This is a genomic window from Paenibacillus sp. FSL H3-0333, assembly GCF_038002805.1.
In the GTDB taxonomy this organism is placed as follows: Bacteria; Bacillota; Bacilli; order Paenibacillales; family Paenibacillaceae; genus Paenibacillus_AQ; species Paenibacillus_AQ silagei.
The window spans coordinates 4,983,711-5,000,010 of record NZ_JBBODG010000001.1 but is presented as its reverse complement, the minus strand read 5'-3'; the positions used below and the strand labels follow the sequence as shown (position 1 = coordinate 5,000,010).

The window sequence follows — 16,300 nt, the reverse complement described above, 5'->3', positions numbered from 1 at the left end:
AATGATTGGATATGACAGGAGGTGCTGTACTTGGGTTATCAGCAATATGGAATCAGTCCCCAGCTGGTGGATCGCATCAAGCTGAAGATGAAGAATCCGGCGGTCAAGGAACGCGTCAAGAATATGATTACCGGTATCTCCAAACAGGAGCTGCAGGATACAGCCGTTGTGCGCAAGCTGGTTCGTAATGCATCGTCTGTGATGCATGAGAAGCTGACATCTGCACAGGAAGAACAAATTGTGAAATTCGTCATTGCCCAAAAGATTGATCCGAACAATACGTTTCACTTAATCCGCTTATGGGGGATGTTCCGCTGACAAATAGCGGGCTTCTGGAATCTCCGATAGGCTTGTAATCCAAAAAGCGTTCCCGTAAGTAACATACGGGAACGCTTTTTACTTGTTCTTCGCCACCCTTGAAGGCTATTCGGCTTAGCCCGGCGGCTTATTGCGGAAAAGCGCTGAGATGCGGTTGTTCCGCGCGGCATTGATCACAATCTTGCTGTCCTGATCACAGTCATGCACGATAGAGGCGAGCTGTTCTTCCTCCAGCCTGCTTGCCAGGCAGAAGACCGTACCAGGCTCGCCCTCCGGTCCTGTGGATCTTACGAGCTTCACCTCGCGGTCCAGTGTCTGCTGGAGCTTGCGGCGGATCTCCTCGCATTTGCTGCTGGTAATGAACACCGCCTGCGTGAGCGAGAGGTCCCTTAAGGAGAACCGCAGCGCTTCAAAGGCAAGCAGATATGCAATGATACTGTACATCGCCTGATCCCAGCCGAATAATGATCCGCCGTAGAGCAGGATGAGCATGTTGAACAGCATGATCGGCATCTCAGCCGATTTGGGCGGCCCTCCGTTCAGCAGCCGTACGCTCTGCTTCTCGCTTCCTGCGGTCAGCCCACCGAAGCGTACAGAGATGCCCAGGCCGAACCCGAGACATAGTCCCCCGGCAATAGCCGCGGGCAGCGGCTCACTGATTGCCGCCGGGAAATGGTGCAGTGCCAGAGACCCTGCCGTCAGACAGATCAGGCCGAGCATCGTATACAAGGCAAAGCGGAGATTAATCTGCCTGCGCGACATCAGAATAAACGGAAGGTTAAACAGAAAAAGGAATAATCCAAGCCGCATTTCTGTCACATGGGACAGCAGGGCGGATAATCCGGCAATGCCGCCCGGAAGCAGCTTATGCGGCATGAGGAATAGCTCCAGACCCACGGCTGCAAGTAATCCTCCGCCTACAGTGGACAGCAGACGCAAGGTCTTGGAATAACGTAAGGGTGCAGCGTTTCTATATCTGACTTTCATAAGATTTCCTCCTTTCAGCAGGAAACCGGAATTTGTGTTGCGGATTACGGCGCTTGCAGCTTCATTCAGCGTACAGCCGTACTCCTACGAAATGTGAATTATATTTCAGCGGAATCAGCAGCAGCCGCTTCAGCAGAATGTAAATGAAGGGGAGCAGAGATACACAGAGCAGCAGCCCGGGAGGTCCGGACTCCAGCGTCAGCGGGTTCTCACGGGGAGCAAGCCGGACGGCCTGGGTGTCATAAATCTGCGTATGATGCACGCGCACTGGCTGGGCCAGCTTATGCTCATAGCGGTCCGGTCTTACAGAATGCATCTCAGGCTCTTGTTCATGCAGCATCTGGAGGGCCGTGATCAGAAAAATCAGCAGCAGCACCGGAAGGAACACAGCCTTCAGCAGATTCAGCAGCGTCAGACGCGTCCAATCTCTCCTCATGAGAACACCCCCTTTTTTGTACATCGTAGTTAAAGCATATCATAGGATCTTAGCAGGACCAAATATAATACGCTATTATTTCAAGGCCTGCGACTGCGGAATAACGAAACCGGAGCTGCTACGCTGCGTATTCTCTAGTAAATTGAACTTTTTGTGAAAAAATGTTCGGAAGGAGCGGTTAATTTGCATAATGCAGGCGTATTTAACGGTTTGTATCCGGCAACGGCCAGCAGCCGGAGCGGATTTTTCACGGAGGGGCCATTCTTGTTAAAGCTCATTCTGCTGCTGATTGCGGGCTTTGTTGCTTACACGATTTGGAGAGGACTTAAGACCTGGACGACGAACCAGACCAGCCCTCTGCAATCAAGGGTAGTTACGGCTGTTGCCAAACGGACAGAGGTCTGGGGCGGAAGAGGGTATATGGGGACGCATACGAGTTATTATGTGACCTTTGAATTCCATAATGGCAGCCGCAGAGAGCTTGAAGTGAAGCCGAGGGCGTATGCCATGATTGTAGAGGGGGACCGGGGGGAGCTGTCGTACCAGGGCAGCCGGTTCAAAGGGTTCGTGCGGGCAGGGATGCAGAGGGATAGCGGGTGATTGTTGAAGCGAACGGAGAATCTCTCCATGAAGAGCCGGGAGTAACCTTTGGAATAGCATTTATTTGCAGCAAAAAAAATGCAAGGAAGCGGACCGGTCGCTAAGTGAGCGAGCCCGGGCAAGCTGCCTTGCATTTATTGTGTCCTGTTCTAGAGCACGCGCTGCATGTGCAGAATTACGTTGCTCCAGTATCCGCTGTCCAGCTCACTGATCTGCACGCCGGGGTCACCCCAGGTGTGAATGAAATTCCCGCCGCCGATGTAGATACCGACATGACCGGGAACCGCGTCGCTCTCGAAACGTCCGGGTACGGTGAAGAAGATCAGATCGCCGGGCTCCAGCGAGCTGCGCGATACCCGTCTGCCGATATTGTCCTGATCTTTGGCCAGCCGGGGCAGATCCACCCCGAATTTCTGAAAGACATGGCGTGTAAAGGACGAGCAGTCGAAGCGCTTAGTCTCTTCATACGGTCCGGCACCGAAATCATAAGGTACACCGAGAAATTTTTTGGCATAAGAGACCAGCTCGCCAGTGTCCACATTCGATACACTCTGAATCCGCAGCGGCTTCGCAGCCTCCACCTTGGCGGAGTCCTCTGTATTCTCCCTGTCGGAAGGAGTCGCGATATTGATCTCGCCAGTAACGGGATTCCAGCCGACCTCAGTCTGCAGCAGCTTGGACAAGGCGGTGGGGGTGATATAGATTTGACCTTCGCGGCGGACGGGGACATCGGGAAGGGTGATTTTCTGGCCCAATGAGAACACCTGGCTGGAATCCGGCCGCAGCATATACATGACATCACTATAGCCGAGCTTGGTGTATCCGCCGCTTGCCGTGTCATCCTTCATCCGGAAGCCGATAGAGGCGACAGCCGGTTTGAGCGGAATCCAATACTTGCCTTCCTTGTCGGTAAAAGAATTCTTCTCATAATAGCTGCCTGCGAACGTTCCGGTTGGCGTCAGCGAGTTAACCTTGGGAGTGCTGTCCTTGCTGGTGTAGCTGCAGGCGGTTGTTCCGGCAATGGCGGTAGCTAGGATGGCGGAGGATAATAAAATTTTACTGGTACGCAGATTGATTATTGGCATGGGGCACGCTCCATCTTCAAACTTTAAGGTAAGTTTGTGCAGGACCGCTATTTTTATGTGCTGCAGGCCTTAGCAAACAATGTCAAGAGAAACCGCAGATTGTTGAAGCGAGGAGACACTCATTGTGCGTATTTTGTAAAATATGGACCTCACTTAAATGATTGACGGGAAATCAACCTACATATAATATATGTTTAATAGATTCGGGGAGCAGATGGGGACAGGGTGCGGGCCTTCGCTTTAATGCTTTTAAAGATGAAAGCGATAATGCTGGACCGCTAGCCTAGGTTCTCGCGCTGAACCCGTACAAGAAGAGGGGTAATCTGATGAAGACTAAGAAGATTTGGATGGGGCTAAGTATGGCCTTGATGCTCGTAGCTGCCGGTTGCGGGAACAATAATGCAGCAGTGAAGAATGACGCGGGCACCGGGAATGCCCCGGCCGCAGCAACAGAAGCTCCAGCCTCAAATGCAGGCTCCGGCGATGCCAAGTCCTACAAGATTGCCATCTCGCAATATGTGGAGCATCCGTCATTGGACGCTACCCGTGAGGGATTCCTGGCCGCACTGAAGGATGCGGGGATTGTTGAAGGGGAGAATCTGAAGGTGGATCTTCAGAACGCTCAGGCGGATCAGGCCAACAACCTGTCCATTGCCCAGAAGATTGCCGGCGACAAGAACGATCTGGTGCTGGGGATCGCTACACCTTCGGCTCAGGCTGTCGTACAGAATGTGAAGGACACTCCGATTCTGTTCGCTGCGGTGACCGACCCTCTCGATGCCAAGATTGTCAGTGATCTGGAGCATCCCGGAGGTAATGTGTCAGGCGCATCGGATACCAATCCGGAGTCGATTACCCGCCTGATGAACTTCATTGCCACGCAGTTCCCCAAGGTGAAGAAGCTGGGCCTGGTCATTAATGAAGGAGAGCCCAATGCTGTAGTTATGGCAGATATCGCCAAGGGTGAGCTGGACAAGCACGGGATCGAGCTGGTGAAGGCGGCGATTACCAATACTTCGGAAGTGAAGCAGGCTGCGGAATCGCTTGTAGGGCGCGTGGATGCGCTGTATATTACACTCGATAACTCCGTTGTCAGCGGCGTAGACGCGATTATCCAGACGGCTAACGACAACAAGCTTCCGTTCTTCTCGGCAGACCGTGATACGGTGGAGAAGGGTGCTTTTGCTACAGTGGGCTTCAAATACTATGATCATGGCTATCAGGTCGGCCAAATGGCGGTTGAAGTGCTTAAGAACGGAAAAAGTCCCGGTGATATGAAGGTAACGATGCAGGAGAAGCTGGACTTGGTCCTTAATCTCAAGGCGGCGGCAGCACAGGGAATTGAAGTAACGGATGCTATGAAGGCTGAAGTGGCTGATCCGGGCAATAATATTATTCAATAACCTACAGAGTTTCATAAAGAGGGTGCGTCCGAGCTGGGCGCCCTTTGCCGCTTGAGGGAGGAAGTCAGCAATGTATAATTCATTAATCGGGGCTCTGGAAATGGGCCTGCTCTACGCATTCATGGCACTTGGGGTGTATATTACCTTCCGTATTCTTGATTTTCCCGATCTGACAGTGGATGGAAGCTTCACAACAGGCGGCGCAATTGCCGCAGTGATGATCGGTCACGGGTATTCTCCGCTGCTGGCGACCTTATGTGCGCTGCTCGGCGGAATGGCGGCAGGGATGTGTACCGGACTGCTCCATACCAAAGGGAAAATCAACGGGCTGTTGTCCGGCATTCTGATGATGATTGCCCTCTATTCGATCAATCTGCGGATCCTAGTGAAGCCGAATGTCTCCTTGATGGGGGAGGATACTTTATTCAGCTCCATCAATCCTCTGCTGGTCATGCCGTTTATCGTTGTACTGGTCAAAATCCTGATGGATCTGTTCCTGCGTACCGATCTGGGACTGGCCCTGCGGGCCACCGGTGACAACTCGCGGATGATCCGCAGCTTCGGAGTGAACACGGATACAACAACCATTCTGGGGATCAGCCTGTCGAACGGGCTGGTGGCGCTCTCAGGCGCACTGATCGCCCAGTATTCTTCCTTCGCCGATGCGTCGATGGGGATCGGTATGATTGTCATCGGGCTTGCGTCGGTGATTATCGGGGAAGCGATCTTCGGTGCGAAGAACGTCTTCCGGGCGACACTGGCTGTGCTGCTCGGCTCCATCGTGTACCGGATCGTTGTCGCTCTGGCACTCCGGGTGTCTTGGCTCAAGCCTTCCGATCTCAAGCTGATCACCGCAATTATCGTCATTATTGCCCTCGTCTTCCCGTCGGTTCAGCGGTATGTGAAGCAGAAGAGCACGGCCCGCAGACGGACGGCAGAGCTTGCTGAGCTGGCTCAGCGCAGTAAGCAGAGAGGAGGGGCCGCCAATGTTGAAGCTTGACAATGTATGTAAGCTGTTCAACCCCGGCTCGCCGGATGAGAAGGTCGCGCTGCTGGGGATCGATCTTGAACTGAACGCGGGCGATTTCGTAACGATTATCGGCAGTAACGGTGCCGGCAAATCTACACTGATGAATATTATCTCAGGCGTGATGAAGCCCGATCTGGGGGAAGCGCGCATTGAAGGCAGCTCGATCAGCCATCTGGCGGAATACCAGCGCGCACGCTGGATCGGCCGGGTCTTCCAGGACCCTATGGCCGGGACAGCGCCGCATATGACGATTGAGGAGAACCTGGCCATGGCCTACAAGCGGGGCAAACCCCGCGGGCTGTCCTTGGGTGTCAATGCGCACAGACGTACGCTGTTCCGCGAACAGCTCAGCCGCCTGGGCATCGGCCTCGAGGACCGGCTGCGCGCCAAGGTGGGGCTGCTCTCAGGAGGCGAGCGGCAGGCGTTGAGCCTGCTGATGGCGACCTTCACCCAGCCGCAGATTCTGCTGCTGGATGAGCATACAGCTGCGCTTGATCCTTCGCGCGCCGAACTGATCACCACCCTTACGGAATCCATTGTCCGTGAGATGAAGCTGACTACGCTGATGGTTACCCATAACATGGATCAGGCGATCCGCCTGGGCAACCGGCTCATCATGATGGACAAAGGCTCGATCATCCTCGATTTCGATGAGACGCGCAAAAAGGATCTGACGGTAGAGCGTCTGCTTGGCGAATTCGAAGCGATCAGCGGCCATAAGCTGGCTGACGACCGGATGATGCTGGGCTGATTAGGGATCATCAGTCTTTAGCGTTATAGCTTGATCTGCAGCCGGTTGATCCGGTAGCGGATCGAGCTTTTTGTCATTTTCAGGTGTCCCTGGTCCGATTCACTTCCGGGTATGAGAGGTAAAGTTAAGGGAAAGAACATAACTTGAACATCAAACACCAAATGGAGGCGACTGGACATATGACTGCGAAGAAACTGGAAGGCAAGGTAGCGATTGTTACAGGAGGCGGCTCGGGCATCGGCCGGGCATCTGTGCTGGAGTTCGCCAGAAGCGGAGCCAAGGTGGCACTTCTGGACCGTACGGTGGAGAATGCGGAGAAGGTGGCCGCTCAGATCACGCAGGAGGGCGGGGAAGCTGCAGTGTTTGAATGCGATATCGCTGATCCGCCGCAGGTGGAGCATGCTATGAAGCAGGTTATCGAGAAGTGGGGACAGCTGGATGTGGTCTTCGCCAATGCCGGGATTAACGGGGCCATGACACCGATTGAGACGATGGACATCGAGTCCTGGGATCAGACGATTCAGATTAATCTGCGGGGCACCTTCGCCACTGTCAAGTATGCGATCCCTCATCTCAAGGAGAAGGGCGGGAGCATTCTGATCAATAGCTCGATCAACGGCAACCGGGTATTCTCCAATGTCGGGTTCTCCGCATATAGTACGACCAAGGCGGGGCAGGTGGCTTTTATGAAAATGGCTGCGCTTGAGCTGGCCCAGTACAAGATTCGTGTAAACGCTATCTGTCCGGGAGCAATTACCACGAATATAGATGATAATACCTATCCTTCGGATGATCTTAAGGAAGTGCAGATTGAAGTGGAATTCCCGGATGGCGGGCAGCCGCTGGAGAAGGGGCCGGGGCGTCCGGATCAGGTGGCTAAGCTGGCGCTGTTCCTGGCTTCTGAGGATTCGGATCATATCACGGGTACGGAAATCTACTGTGACGGAGCGGAATCCCTCCTGCACGGCTAATCCTTCTATAAGTCACTCATTGCTCATATGATGGGATAAGTGAAGTCTTCTCTGAAGCGGACGATGTTCCTTGCCGGAGCCTTAGGCAGTACTGCCTGAAGCTCCCGGTTAGCGGGGATAGGCGTCCGTTTCTTGTTTTGACCGGGCAGCAGAAAATTTCAGTAAAAGTTGCAGCGCATTTCAGGTATACTGATTCTATGTGCCATGACGGGCGAGGAAGGAGGAAAATAAATTATGAATATGGACCTGCTGCATATGGAATCAATCATCAAGCTGCTTGTGGCCATGCTGTTCGGGCTGTTCATCGGCATTGACCGCCAATTGAAACAGAAACCGCTGGGAATCCGGACCAGTATGGTCATCAGTATCGCCAGCTGTCTGGTAACCCTGGTATCTATTCATGCGTATGACAAATTCGGCGGAACGGATCATCCCAATATGGACCCGATGCGTCTGGCGGCGCAGATTGTCAGCGGTATCGGTTTTTTGGGAGCGGGTGTTATTCTGCGCAGAGGCGGAGATGCGATCTCCGGCTTAACCTCGGCCGCGCTGATCTGGACGGCATCCGGTATCGGAATTGCAGTTGGCGCAGGCTTTTATGTAGAGGCGGGTTATGCGGTTATCCTGCTTATGTTTGCGGTTAACGCTGTGCCTCTGCTTATCAAAGCCATCGGACCTGAAGTGCTGAACAAGCACGAAATCTCCATCAAAATCATTATGGAACCGAATTATATTCTGACGGATGTGATTCAGAAGATTGAGCAGCGGCATGTCATTACCGAACAGCGCAAAACACGCAAAACCGGCCGGACGATCCGGCGGATGAAGATCAAGGATCTCGAGGATGGCAGGCAGATGATCGACATGGTCGTTTCTGCGCCAGACAAGGATTATGCTACGGAAATCTATTATGATGTGAAAAAAATCGAGCATGTCATGAGTGTCGAAGTGGAGCAGCTGTAAAAATGGCATGTTGCCATTCCGGCAGATGTGGTACTCTATCTATGAGAGAGTCATTTTGATCATATGGAAGGAGATTAATGTAATGACACCGATTACAGCATTTGAAGGACACTATGAGGGCGAAGCGGCTGTCTGGCTGAAGGCCGGCCGTTATGAAGCGGCTATTCTGCCGGGCATCGGCGGGAATCTGATCTGCTTCCGGGATACTGAGAGCGGTTACCGTTTCTTGCATGAGCCTGGCGCGGAAGAGATGGAAGCGTTCAAGGCGAACCCGGGCATTCACGGTATTCCTGTACTATTTCCGCCGAACCGTTATGAGGATGGAGAGTTCCCGTGGAATGGACAGACCTATCATTTGCCTGTCAATGAAGCCAAAACCGGCAATCATCTGCACGGCTTCCTACATACAGCAGCATGGGAGGTAGAGGAATTCGGCACCGGCACAAGCGAAAGCTTCGTCACTGTAGCGATCAAGGTGGATGAGAACCATCCGTCCTATCAGTATTTGCCGTTCAAATATACGATCAAGCTGCGCTACACGCTCGGTGAAGGCGGCCTGTCCCAGCAGCTGCTGGTCCACAATGACGGCGATGTGCTGATGCCTTGCCTGCTGGCGTTCCATACCGCTATTAATGCTCCGTTCGCCCCAGGCAGCAGCGCGCAGGATTACCGTGTTAAGCTAACGATCGGCGAACGCTGGGAGCTTAACGAGCGGATGCTGCCAACCGGCAAATTCCAGGAGCTGACTGCTGATGAGGTAGCTCTGCGCGGCGAAGGATTGTATCCGTTCTACGCGTCTATGGACAACCACTACACCGCAGCTGCCCAGAATGGACGGAACCGGATGGAGCTTACCGACCGCAAGGCCGGAGTTACGCTGGTGTATGATGTGGGTACCTCGTATAAGCAATGGATGATCTGGAACAACGGCGCGACCGAAGGCTTCTTCTGTCCTGAGCCGCAGATCAACCTGGTGAATGCGCCGAAGGTGGATCTGCCTGCTGATGACATCGGCTTGTTCGGGCTGGAGCCTGGGGAATATTGGGAGGAGAGCAGCCGGATATACGTGAAGTAGGGGGTTTTGAAGCGATAAAACCCTCTCAGGGGTTATCCGTGGCTGCAAAGAAGGTTTGACTTCCGGCCGCTGTTAGGTTTGTATTTCCTGATTTAAACTGCTGTTCGCAGTAGAAATACAAACCTAAAGGCGAACGCTATCGCTCCTCCAGTTCAAACTTCTCTTCCGCCACTTCACCCTGAGTGTATATTACAAATTCAGTCTATCCCGCTGGGATGAGAATAGAAAAGAAAAGAGAAAAGAGCAGCGTCTGATGTTTGGATGCTGCTCTTTTTTGTAGTTTTGTGCCCATTTGGCTACTGAATTTTAAGGCGGTTTTAAGCTAAAAGGCGTATACTACTCCTTTAATAGTTAGGAGTGAATGAACTTGTCTCGGATATTGCCATCGAAGCGTTTGTTGTATTTGTTGATCATTTTACTGGCTATAGGATTTGGGCTGAATTTGTTTTTGCAGGCTGCTTCTTTTCGGATGGATGTGCTTCATGCGCTAAAGTGGGTTGGCGCTTATCCTTGGCTGTATTGTACCGGAAGTCTGTTTATTTTCTTCATCCTGCTCTTAAGCTCAGTGATTGTACCGAATGCGTATGCGGGGCCGGCGGTGGTCTCGGCGCTGTTCGTGCTGCTGGGGATTGCCAGTGATCAGAAGCTGGCTACGAGAGGCGAACCGCTGTTTCCGTGGGATCTGATGCTGCTGAAGAATGCCGAAGGCATGAGCAAGATTACCAGCGGGATGATCTCTCCGTTTGCTATAGGGACCGCTGTTCTGCTGGTTGCCGGTCTGGTCCTTGTGATTATTAAGCTGCCGAAGAACAGGATCAGACTGTCCTTGCGCGTGACGCTGGCGGGGATCTCTGTGGGGCTAAGCACATGGTTTCTAGTGCTGGTCACCGGTCAATCTCCTGTGGTTGCAGCAATGAGCTATCAGAACATCTTCTGGAATCAGAAGGTGAATTATACGCAGAACGGGTTCGTCTATGCGTTCGCCGGGAATCTGCGGCAGAGTCTGATGGACAAGCCGGAGGGCTACACCCGCGAAGCGGTTGAGGCGGTAGCTGCCAAGTATTCGGCATTGCCGGAGGCGCCGGCACAGGCCGCGCCAGGGGAGCAGCCGAACATTCTGTTTATGATGAATGAGGCGTTCTTCGACCCTACGCGCCTGCCCGGATATACGCTTAGCGAAGATCCGCTGAAGTTCATCCATGGGGTGGCGGGGCAGACGCCGTCCGGTTATTTGCTGTCCCCGGAATTCGGCGGCAATACGGCTAATGTGGAGTTCGAGGCCCTGACCGGGCTGTCGATGTATTTTCTGGGGGATGGAACGATTCCTTATCAACAGCGCATCGTCAAAATGTCCTCCCTGCCGTCGATCGTCAGTATTCTGAAGGACAGAGGGTATGAGGCACTGGCGTTGCATCCGTTCGATGAGACCTTCTATAACCGGAACCGTGTCTATCCGGTGCTGGGGTTCGACCGCTTCACAAGTGAGAAGGATCTGCCGGACGCTGACCGCCTGACTCCAGAGGGGTATGTCTCGGATAAAGCAGCTGTACAGGAGGCGGTCCGGCAGCTTCAAGAGGCATCAGGCCCGGCATTCCTGCATCTGGTGACGATGCAGAATCATTTTCCATTCGTCAAAGGCGTGAACGGACCGAACACCATCACCGTCCAAGGCGGACTGCCGGAGCAGAAGGATGAGCTGGAGACTTATGTGCAGGATACCAAGCTGACAGACGAGGCCATGGCTGATCTCCAGCAGGAGCTGCTGAAGATCAAGCGGCCCACTATCGCGGTGTTCTGGGGAGATCATCTGCCTGCGCTCAGCGCCGGGATCTATACCGCAGCAGGCTGGGATCAGGAGCCAAGGCTGAAGCATGAGACGAAGCTGTTGGTACTCGCTAACTTTGAGATCGGGAAGGAGCCGCTCGGGACGCTTAGCCCGGCTTTTCTCGGCCCTGCGGTCTTCCGGTTATCCGGGCAGACTATGCCGGCCTTTTATAAGCTGCTGGAGCAGGTACGGGCTGAAATTCCGGGACTTAGCAAGAAGGTGCTAATCGGGCCTGGCGATACCGGAATTCTGAAGGAGCTGACCCCTGAGCAGCAGGCGCTGATGGCTGACTACCGTCTAGTCGAATATGATCTGCTCGAAGGGGAGAAATACGCGGAGTCTCTGATGTTCTGAGCACTCCGCCGTGGCTTAGCGCAGCCCCACATCATGGAAGCGGTTCTCGATCGGCTCACGGAGCAGTATGCGGATGGACTGGATCGCTGCGGTCTCGATACGCTGTGCTTCACGGAGGAGTGGAAGCAGAGATTGGGCATCCAGCGAACAAGGACCCTCTGGAGCTTGTACAGTCTGCTTGCATAGAGTGTGCGTTATTTGATTATAGACAGCAGCTAGAGCTGCATAATGCTCTGCAACGCCTTCAACTTCGGGCCAATACTGGCTGGCTTCTCTTGCGTAGGCTGCAGTGTCCTGCTTCAACCCTGCATAGAAGAGCAGTGTCTCATAAGCTCCGGCAGCATCATAGGTGTTGTCCGCCAAGGCTTCCAGCATAGCATCATAGGCCCGCAGGCCGCAGGCATATTGCGATTCCGGCAGCATCAGATCATGAACCTCTGCCTTATACACCGCCTGGATGAAGGACTCTCTGAGCACCTGAACGATATCCTTGCGGATCTGGCCTTCATAGATTTGGCCATACCAATATGGCGATTCATTCCTTCCGAATTGCTCGTAAGGCAGCTCCAGCTCTGCGGCAGAAGCATTCTCTGTGTAATAGAAAAGCTGCCGTTCATCATCACAGCGGGTAATCACTATGAAACGGTCCTTCCAGCAGACCACACCGGTGCCTTGCTCAAGTGATCTGCGGATTTCTGAAATAGCCTGCTTCTGATAGAGAGGGAAGGTAGGGCTGAAGTTAAAGCCTGCACCCTGCATGGCGATAATACCAATCAGATCTGCTGCTACGCAATGTTCAGCCGCCCAGTTATATGTTGTAGCAGAATCCGGGTGAAGCTGCCTGTGTACCGACAGACGGAAACATAAGGCCGTCATTCCGGCCAGCATGGGCTTGGAGAGTGTGAACCAGCCTTTGGCCGACAGGACCTGGTGCATCGCATCTGCAAAAGAAGAAGCGAGAGGCACACGCGGCTGATCCGCAGCGGCTGAAGCGTGCTTATTATGATGTTCATTCATCGTGCGGTGTGCGCCCCCCATCTGGGCAGTGTGGACCGCTTCCGGTCCGGGTACTGCCCAGAAATTTTTGTAACCTGCTGCATCGCCCGTTCCTCCAGCTCCAAGGCCTTCTTCAAAGCAGAGCAGAGGGAGGGAAGCTGAACTTGCATTAGCAGCTTGCCGCTGTTCTTCTCAGAGATTGCAGCCGCGAGCGGTCCCCTCAGCCCCTCCACCAGCTCAGCATACAAGTGCTGAACCTCCTCCAACCCCGGCAATACGGACTGAACCTCCTGCAGATAAGCGGAGATCTCGATCCGTGAAGTCATGTACGATTCAAGGATGTAAATAGCGCCGTAGCTGTCGAATCCGCCCTGCTGAAGCGCCCGGATCAGGAAGCTGTAGGCCAGGCGGCCTGAACCGAGGCTTAAGTCAGGAAGTGTTTTATGAGGAGTCTCCCAATCCTCCAGCGCAAGCCGAAGTGATTCAAGTACAGTATCCTGCAACGGAATCATCACCCGCTCTCCGACATACATACAGTCCCAGAAGGGCGTGAAGTTAAGGCCGAAGTTATCATACAGCACATATTGTGTCTCACCGGACCAGCCATCCTGTACATAGAACACCCGGTCATCCTCATCATAACCATGAATCACTCCGAATTCCGGTATCCAGTAGAGGCAGGCCAGACCGCGGTCCAGACTCTGCTTGACACAGTCAATAGCGATCCGTTGATACGCCCGAAAGGAATCATGTCTGGTTCTCCCGCCGTCATCCACCAAGAAGATCCCGAGGTTGTCGACAGCCCGGCGATGCTCTGTGCCCCACTGTCCATAAGCCGTAACGGACATGGGGAGGAGCTTCTCGTGTACGGTGAATTTGAAGGCCATGCCGCTTAGCCCGGAGAGCATGAATTTTGGACCCTCGAATAACCCGGCGGCAGTCAGTACGGCATAGAGCGCATCGGTAAAGGATTTCGATTCACGCTGCATCCGGACGTCAAGGATTACACCTGTTCGTTTGCTCACTGTTCATTCTCCTGTTCATCCAGGCGGCTCACTACTGTCTCACAGATGCTGCGGAGCTTCTCCTTCAGCCATTTGGGGGCCAGGAGGGCACTCCACTCCGAGTGGAGCAGATGTGCAATGAACGCGCTGGTATCATAAAAATCAACTTCGTAGATATCCTTGTTAGCGGCGCGAAGCTGGTAACCTCCCCAAGACGGCTCCCGGGGTATTCCGGGTAACCGGATTCTTGCCGTGAACGGCTTCAAGGGTCTGGCCTGCCCGGCTGGAGCTGCAGGACCGTTCTCCCCGGCTATGAAAACCCTGCTGGTCAGTGTTAGCTCACGGATGCCCGACAGGTTGTAATACTCACTCCGCCCGTCTCCTTCCACAGCGGCCACGAGATAATCATCTTCAATCCGCCGGCTTAGCTGTAGGGGACAGAGATACAGCTCCTGCGGGGGATCCTGCCCGTTCCGGTAGAGAACATGGACCACCCTGCGGGCCTGGATAGCCTGCTCCAGCATCTCCATGACCTGCAGTCGGTGGGGATTCACTTCAAATACAGGCAGCTTAAGCTCCCTGTCCGCAAGCGGCTGCGCCGTGAACCGCTCCAGCAGACCGCCCACCTTGCGGATGGTCTGGGCGTTCTCATAATCATAGTGACTATACCGGTAAGCCAGATATTTCAGCACCCGCTGCTCCTCGTCCGTAATGTACAGATGTGGGAGCACGAAGCTGTTGTCCTCATAGATATATCCGCGCTGTTTCGCTACATAGCGGAGCGGGGCCCGCAGCGATTCCGCCAGGTATTCAATATCCCGCTGGGCCTGGCGCCTGGAAATCTCGAACTGCTCCGCCAGCTTGCTGCTGTTCGGATAAGTAAGCTGGCGGACCTGCTGGTCAAACCACTGAATCCGGTGAATATGGCTCATGCTGCTCCCGCTCCTTTCTGTCAGCCTCCAGTATAGCTGGAGACGGTGCTTTAGACCAGCGTGAGCGTTCCTCTCAAAGAAACAAGGATGCCCCGGCATCCATGCACGAAGCATGAAGCAGGGAGCATCCTTGCGTCAATTTACTTGGTTGCTGCGTCCACTCTAACCTGCGTGGCTTTGTCGCAGCGCTTGCAGACCTTCAGGGCGCTGCCGTCGGATTTTATTTTGGTGTAGAGCAGCTTGATTCGGGTGGTCCCGCAGACCGGGCAGGTGCCGCGTCCACGGGAAGGAAGGGTCCAGAGTACCCGTCCGCGTTTGGTTTTTGACATTCCTGTAATCCTCGTTTCATTGAATTGATGGTACCTGTCCAGTATAGAACAAGCGGTACGACATAAAATGTCGTAGCAGATAACGAGTTTTTAACTATTGGCCCAGTAACGTAATTGACGGAACGGCTGCCAAGCCAGTAGACTAGATTGGACATAGATGGAAGAACCTGGGGCCCCAGGGCCTTCAGCATTCATTGTTATGAAAGGGGTTACATATGTGAAAAAGCTTGGGCTTGTCTACGTGCTGCTCATCGGCATCTTCGTGCTTTACGTGTTGAATTACAAGCAGCAGGGAAAGGCGGCAGACCCGTGGGAGACTACCGGACTGCGCGGTAATATTGAGGACAAATATGTGATGGTCACGTTCCAGATCGGCATTGATTACTGGAAAAGTGTGCTGAAGGGCTTCGAGGACGCCGCAGAGGAGCTAAATGTATCCGTCGAGTATCACGGCTCCACTCAGCATAACGCGAGTGAACAGATGACGGTCCTGGAGCAGACCATCGCCAAGAAGCCGGCGGGGATTGCCATCTCGGCCGTGAATTCCAAGCTGCTTACAGCGACGATTAACAAGGCGGTGGAGAGCGGCATTCCGGTGGTGCTGTTTGATTCGGGAGCGGAGGGCAGCAAGGCGTATTCCTTCCTGGGAACGGACAATTATAATGCCGGAACGAAGGCGGCGCATAAGATGGCCGAGCTGACCGGGGGCAAGGGCGAGGTCGCCATTATCACCACACCGGATCAGCATAATCACCAGGAGCGGACGGACGGCTTCACAGATACCATCCGCAGCAAGTACCCGCAGATGAAGCTGGTGGCGGTCAAGGATGGGCGGGGAGATCAGGTGGCGTCCAGGGAGGCAGCCGAGCAGCTGCTGGTGCGGTATCCGCATTTGGCGGGGATTTTTGCCACGGAAAGTAATGGAGGCATCGGGGTCGCGGAAGCCGTGGATGCCGCCCATGGGAGCGGACCGGTCCCGCAGATTATCAGCTTCGATACGGATAAAGGCACACTCGATCTGGTGAAGGAAGGCAAGATTGCCGCAACCATGGCGCAGGGCACCTGGAATATGGGCTACTGGTCGCTGACCCAGTTGTTTCATCTGCACCGTGATCTGGAGGCTGACCCTGAGGCCTATGCCAATAACAAGCCCCTGCCTGTCCCCGATTCTGTAGATACCGGAATTGATGTGGTCACGCGGCAGAATGTGGACAATTATTATGCCAAATAGGCAGAGGGGG

The 16,300-nt window shown here is 53.9% G+C and carries 17 protein-coding genes; 10 read left to right on the top strand and 7 right to left on the bottom strand.

Annotation, left to right across the window (positions count from 1 at the left end):
• Positions 1 to 30: 30 nt before the first annotated feature.
• Positions 31 to 318, top strand: a complete 288-nt coding sequence (locus tag MHH78_RS22425) for a stage VI sporulation protein F (RefSeq protein ID WP_076074422.1) — start codon at positions 31 to 33, stop codon at positions 316 to 318.
• Positions 319 to 432: 114 nt separating this feature from the next.
• Here the strand turns inward: MHH78_RS22425 and MHH78_RS22420 are convergent, their stop codons facing one another.
• Both MHH78_RS22420 and MHH78_RS22415 read right to left on the bottom strand, forming a co-directional pair.
• Positions 433 to 1,305: a YitT family protein gene (locus MHH78_RS22420; protein WP_341168854.1), complete on the bottom strand. Its 873-nt coding sequence runs from the start codon at positions 1,303 to 1,305 to the stop codon at positions 433 to 435.
• Positions 1,306 to 1,366: 61 nt separating this feature from the next.
• Positions 1,367 to 1,741 (bottom strand): hypothetical protein, encoded by a 375-nt coding sequence (locus tag MHH78_RS22415; protein WP_341168853.1) that lies wholly within the window; start codon positions 1,739 to 1,741, stop codon positions 1,367 to 1,369.
• 264 nt (positions 1,742 to 2,005) lie between these two features.
• On the opposite strand from MHH78_RS22415, the gene MHH78_RS22410 reads away from it, so the two are divergent.
• Entirely contained in the window at positions 2,006 to 2,341 is a 336-nt protein-coding gene (locus tag MHH78_RS22410; RefSeq protein ID WP_143803512.1) for a DUF2500 family protein, read from the top strand.
• A 149-nt stretch (positions 2,342 to 2,490) separates the two neighbouring features.
• On the opposite strand, the gene MHH78_RS22405 is transcribed toward MHH78_RS22410, so the two are convergent.
• Complete coding sequence (locus MHH78_RS22405; protein WP_340826929.1) at positions 2,491 to 3,426, bottom strand: C40 family peptidase; 936 nt, start codon at positions 3,424 to 3,426, stop codon at positions 2,491 to 2,493.
• Between the two features lie 326 nt (positions 3,427 to 3,752).
• Here MHH78_RS22405 and MHH78_RS22400 point away from each other — a divergent pair, with 326 nt between their 5' ends.
• The 7 genes from MHH78_RS22400 to MHH78_RS22370 all read left to right on the top strand — a co-directional run bounded on the left by MHH78_RS22400 (position 3,753) and on the right by MHH78_RS22370 (position 11,798).
• On the top strand, positions 3,753 to 4,829 hold the full coding sequence (locus MHH78_RS22400; protein WP_339256065.1) for an ABC transporter substrate-binding protein: 1,077 nt from the start codon (positions 3,753 to 3,755) through the stop codon (positions 4,827 to 4,829).
• A 70-nt stretch (positions 4,830 to 4,899) separates the two neighbouring features.
• Positions 4,900 to 5,829, top strand: coding sequence for an ABC transporter permease (locus tag MHH78_RS22395; RefSeq protein ID WP_341168852.1), 930 nt, complete (start codon positions 4,900 to 4,902; stop codon positions 5,827 to 5,829).
• The gene (locus MHH78_RS22390) at positions 5,816 to 6,610 is read left to right on the top strand and encodes an ABC transporter ATP-binding protein (RefSeq protein ID WP_076074433.1); all 795 of its coding nucleotides are present in this window, start codon (positions 5,816 to 5,818) and stop codon (positions 6,608 to 6,610) included. Before MHH78_RS22395 ends, MHH78_RS22390 begins: the two co-directional genes overlap by 14 nt.
• A gap of 179 nt (positions 6,611 to 6,789) precedes the next feature.
• Positions 6,790 to 7,581 (top strand): SDR family oxidoreductase, encoded by a 792-nt coding sequence (locus MHH78_RS22385; protein WP_341168851.1) that lies wholly within the window; start codon positions 6,790 to 6,792, stop codon positions 7,579 to 7,581.
• 240 nt (positions 7,582 to 7,821) lie between these two features.
• A complete protein-coding gene (locus MHH78_RS22380) occupies positions 7,822 to 8,544 on the top strand; it encodes an MgtC/SapB family protein (RefSeq protein ID WP_076074900.1) in 723 nt (240 codons plus the stop codon).
• An 82-nt stretch (positions 8,545 to 8,626) separates the two neighbouring features.
• Positions 8,627 to 9,619, top strand: a complete 993-nt coding sequence (locus tag MHH78_RS22375; protein WP_339257444.1) for an aldose 1-epimerase — start codon at positions 8,627 to 8,629, stop codon at positions 9,617 to 9,619.
• A 367-nt stretch (positions 9,620 to 9,986) separates the two neighbouring features.
• Positions 9,987 to 11,798 (top strand): LTA synthase family protein, encoded by a 1,812-nt coding sequence (locus MHH78_RS22370; RefSeq protein WP_341168850.1) that lies wholly within the window; start codon positions 9,987 to 9,989, stop codon positions 11,796 to 11,798.
• A 15-nt stretch (positions 11,799 to 11,813) separates the two neighbouring features.
• Here the strand turns inward: MHH78_RS22370 and MHH78_RS22365 are convergent, their stop codons facing one another.
• From MHH78_RS22365 to MHH78_RS22350, 4 genes are all read right to left on the bottom strand, one after another.
• A complete protein-coding gene (locus MHH78_RS22365) occupies positions 11,814 to 12,815 on the bottom strand; it encodes a hypothetical protein (protein WP_341168849.1) in 1,002 nt (333 codons plus the stop codon).
• Positions 12,812 to 13,819: a hypothetical protein gene (locus MHH78_RS22360; protein WP_341168848.1), complete on the bottom strand. Its 1,008-nt coding sequence runs from the start codon at positions 13,817 to 13,819 to the stop codon at positions 12,812 to 12,814. The genes MHH78_RS22365 and MHH78_RS22360 overlap by 4 nt, the downstream gene beginning before the upstream one ends.
• On the bottom strand, positions 13,816 to 14,730 hold the full coding sequence (locus tag MHH78_RS22355; RefSeq protein ID WP_341168847.1) for a helix-turn-helix transcriptional regulator: 915 nt from the start codon (positions 14,728 to 14,730) through the stop codon (positions 13,816 to 13,818). Before MHH78_RS22355 ends, MHH78_RS22360 begins: the two co-directional genes overlap by 4 nt.
• A gap of 140 nt (positions 14,731 to 14,870) precedes the next feature.
• A complete protein-coding gene (locus MHH78_RS22350; RefSeq protein WP_036729349.1) occupies positions 14,871 to 15,059 on the bottom strand; it encodes a hypothetical protein in 189 nt (62 codons plus the stop codon).
• A 217-nt stretch (positions 15,060 to 15,276) separates the two neighbouring features.
• On the opposite strand from MHH78_RS22350, the gene MHH78_RS22345 reads away from it, so the two are divergent.
• On the top strand, positions 15,277 to 16,290 hold the full coding sequence (locus tag MHH78_RS22345; protein WP_341168846.1) for a substrate-binding domain-containing protein: 1,014 nt from the start codon (positions 15,277 to 15,279) through the stop codon (positions 16,288 to 16,290).
• Positions 16,291 to 16,300: the final 10 nt, after the last annotated feature.

What these genes read in the sequence shown, in the direction of transcription:
- MHH78_RS22365 (WP_341168849.1), bottom strand. Translation starts at nt 12,815, where the DNA reads ATGAATGAACATCATAATAAGCACGCTTCAGCCGCTGCGGATCAGCCG.
- MHH78_RS22415 (WP_341168853.1), bottom strand. Translation starts at nt 1,741, where the DNA reads ATGAGGAGAGATTGGACGCGTCTGACGCTGCTGAATCTGCTGAAGGCT.
- MHH78_RS22405 (WP_340826929.1), bottom strand. Translation starts at nt 3,426, where the DNA reads ATGCCAATAATCAATCTGCGTACCAGTAAAATTTTATTATCCTCCGCC.
- MHH78_RS22395 (WP_341168852.1), top strand. Translation starts at nt 4,900, where the DNA reads ATGTATAATTCATTAATCGGGGCTCTGGAAATGGGCCTGCTCTACGCA.
- MHH78_RS22375 (WP_339257444.1), top strand. Translation starts at nt 8,627, where the DNA reads ATGACACCGATTACAGCATTTGAAGGACACTATGAGGGCGAAGCGGCT.
- MHH78_RS22400 (WP_339256065.1), top strand. Translation starts at nt 3,753, where the DNA reads ATGAAGACTAAGAAGATTTGGATGGGGCTAAGTATGGCCTTGATGCTC.
- MHH78_RS22390 (WP_076074433.1), top strand. Translation starts at nt 5,816, where the DNA reads ATGTTGAAGCTTGACAATGTATGTAAGCTGTTCAACCCCGGCTCGCCG.
- MHH78_RS22385 (WP_341168851.1), top strand. Translation starts at nt 6,790, where the DNA reads ATGACTGCGAAGAAACTGGAAGGCAAGGTAGCGATTGTTACAGGAGGC.
- MHH78_RS22355 (WP_341168847.1), bottom strand. Translation starts at nt 14,730, where the DNA reads ATGAGCCATATTCACCGGATTCAGTGGTTTGACCAGCAGGTCCGCCAG.
- MHH78_RS22350 (WP_036729349.1), bottom strand. Translation starts at nt 15,059, where the DNA reads ATGTCAAAAACCAAACGCGGACGGGTACTCTGGACCCTTCCTTCCCGT.
- MHH78_RS22380 (WP_076074900.1), top strand. Translation starts at nt 7,822, where the DNA reads ATGGACCTGCTGCATATGGAATCAATCATCAAGCTGCTTGTGGCCATG.
- MHH78_RS22420 (WP_341168854.1), bottom strand. Translation starts at nt 1,305, where the DNA reads ATGAAAGTCAGATATAGAAACGCTGCACCCTTACGTTATTCCAAGACC.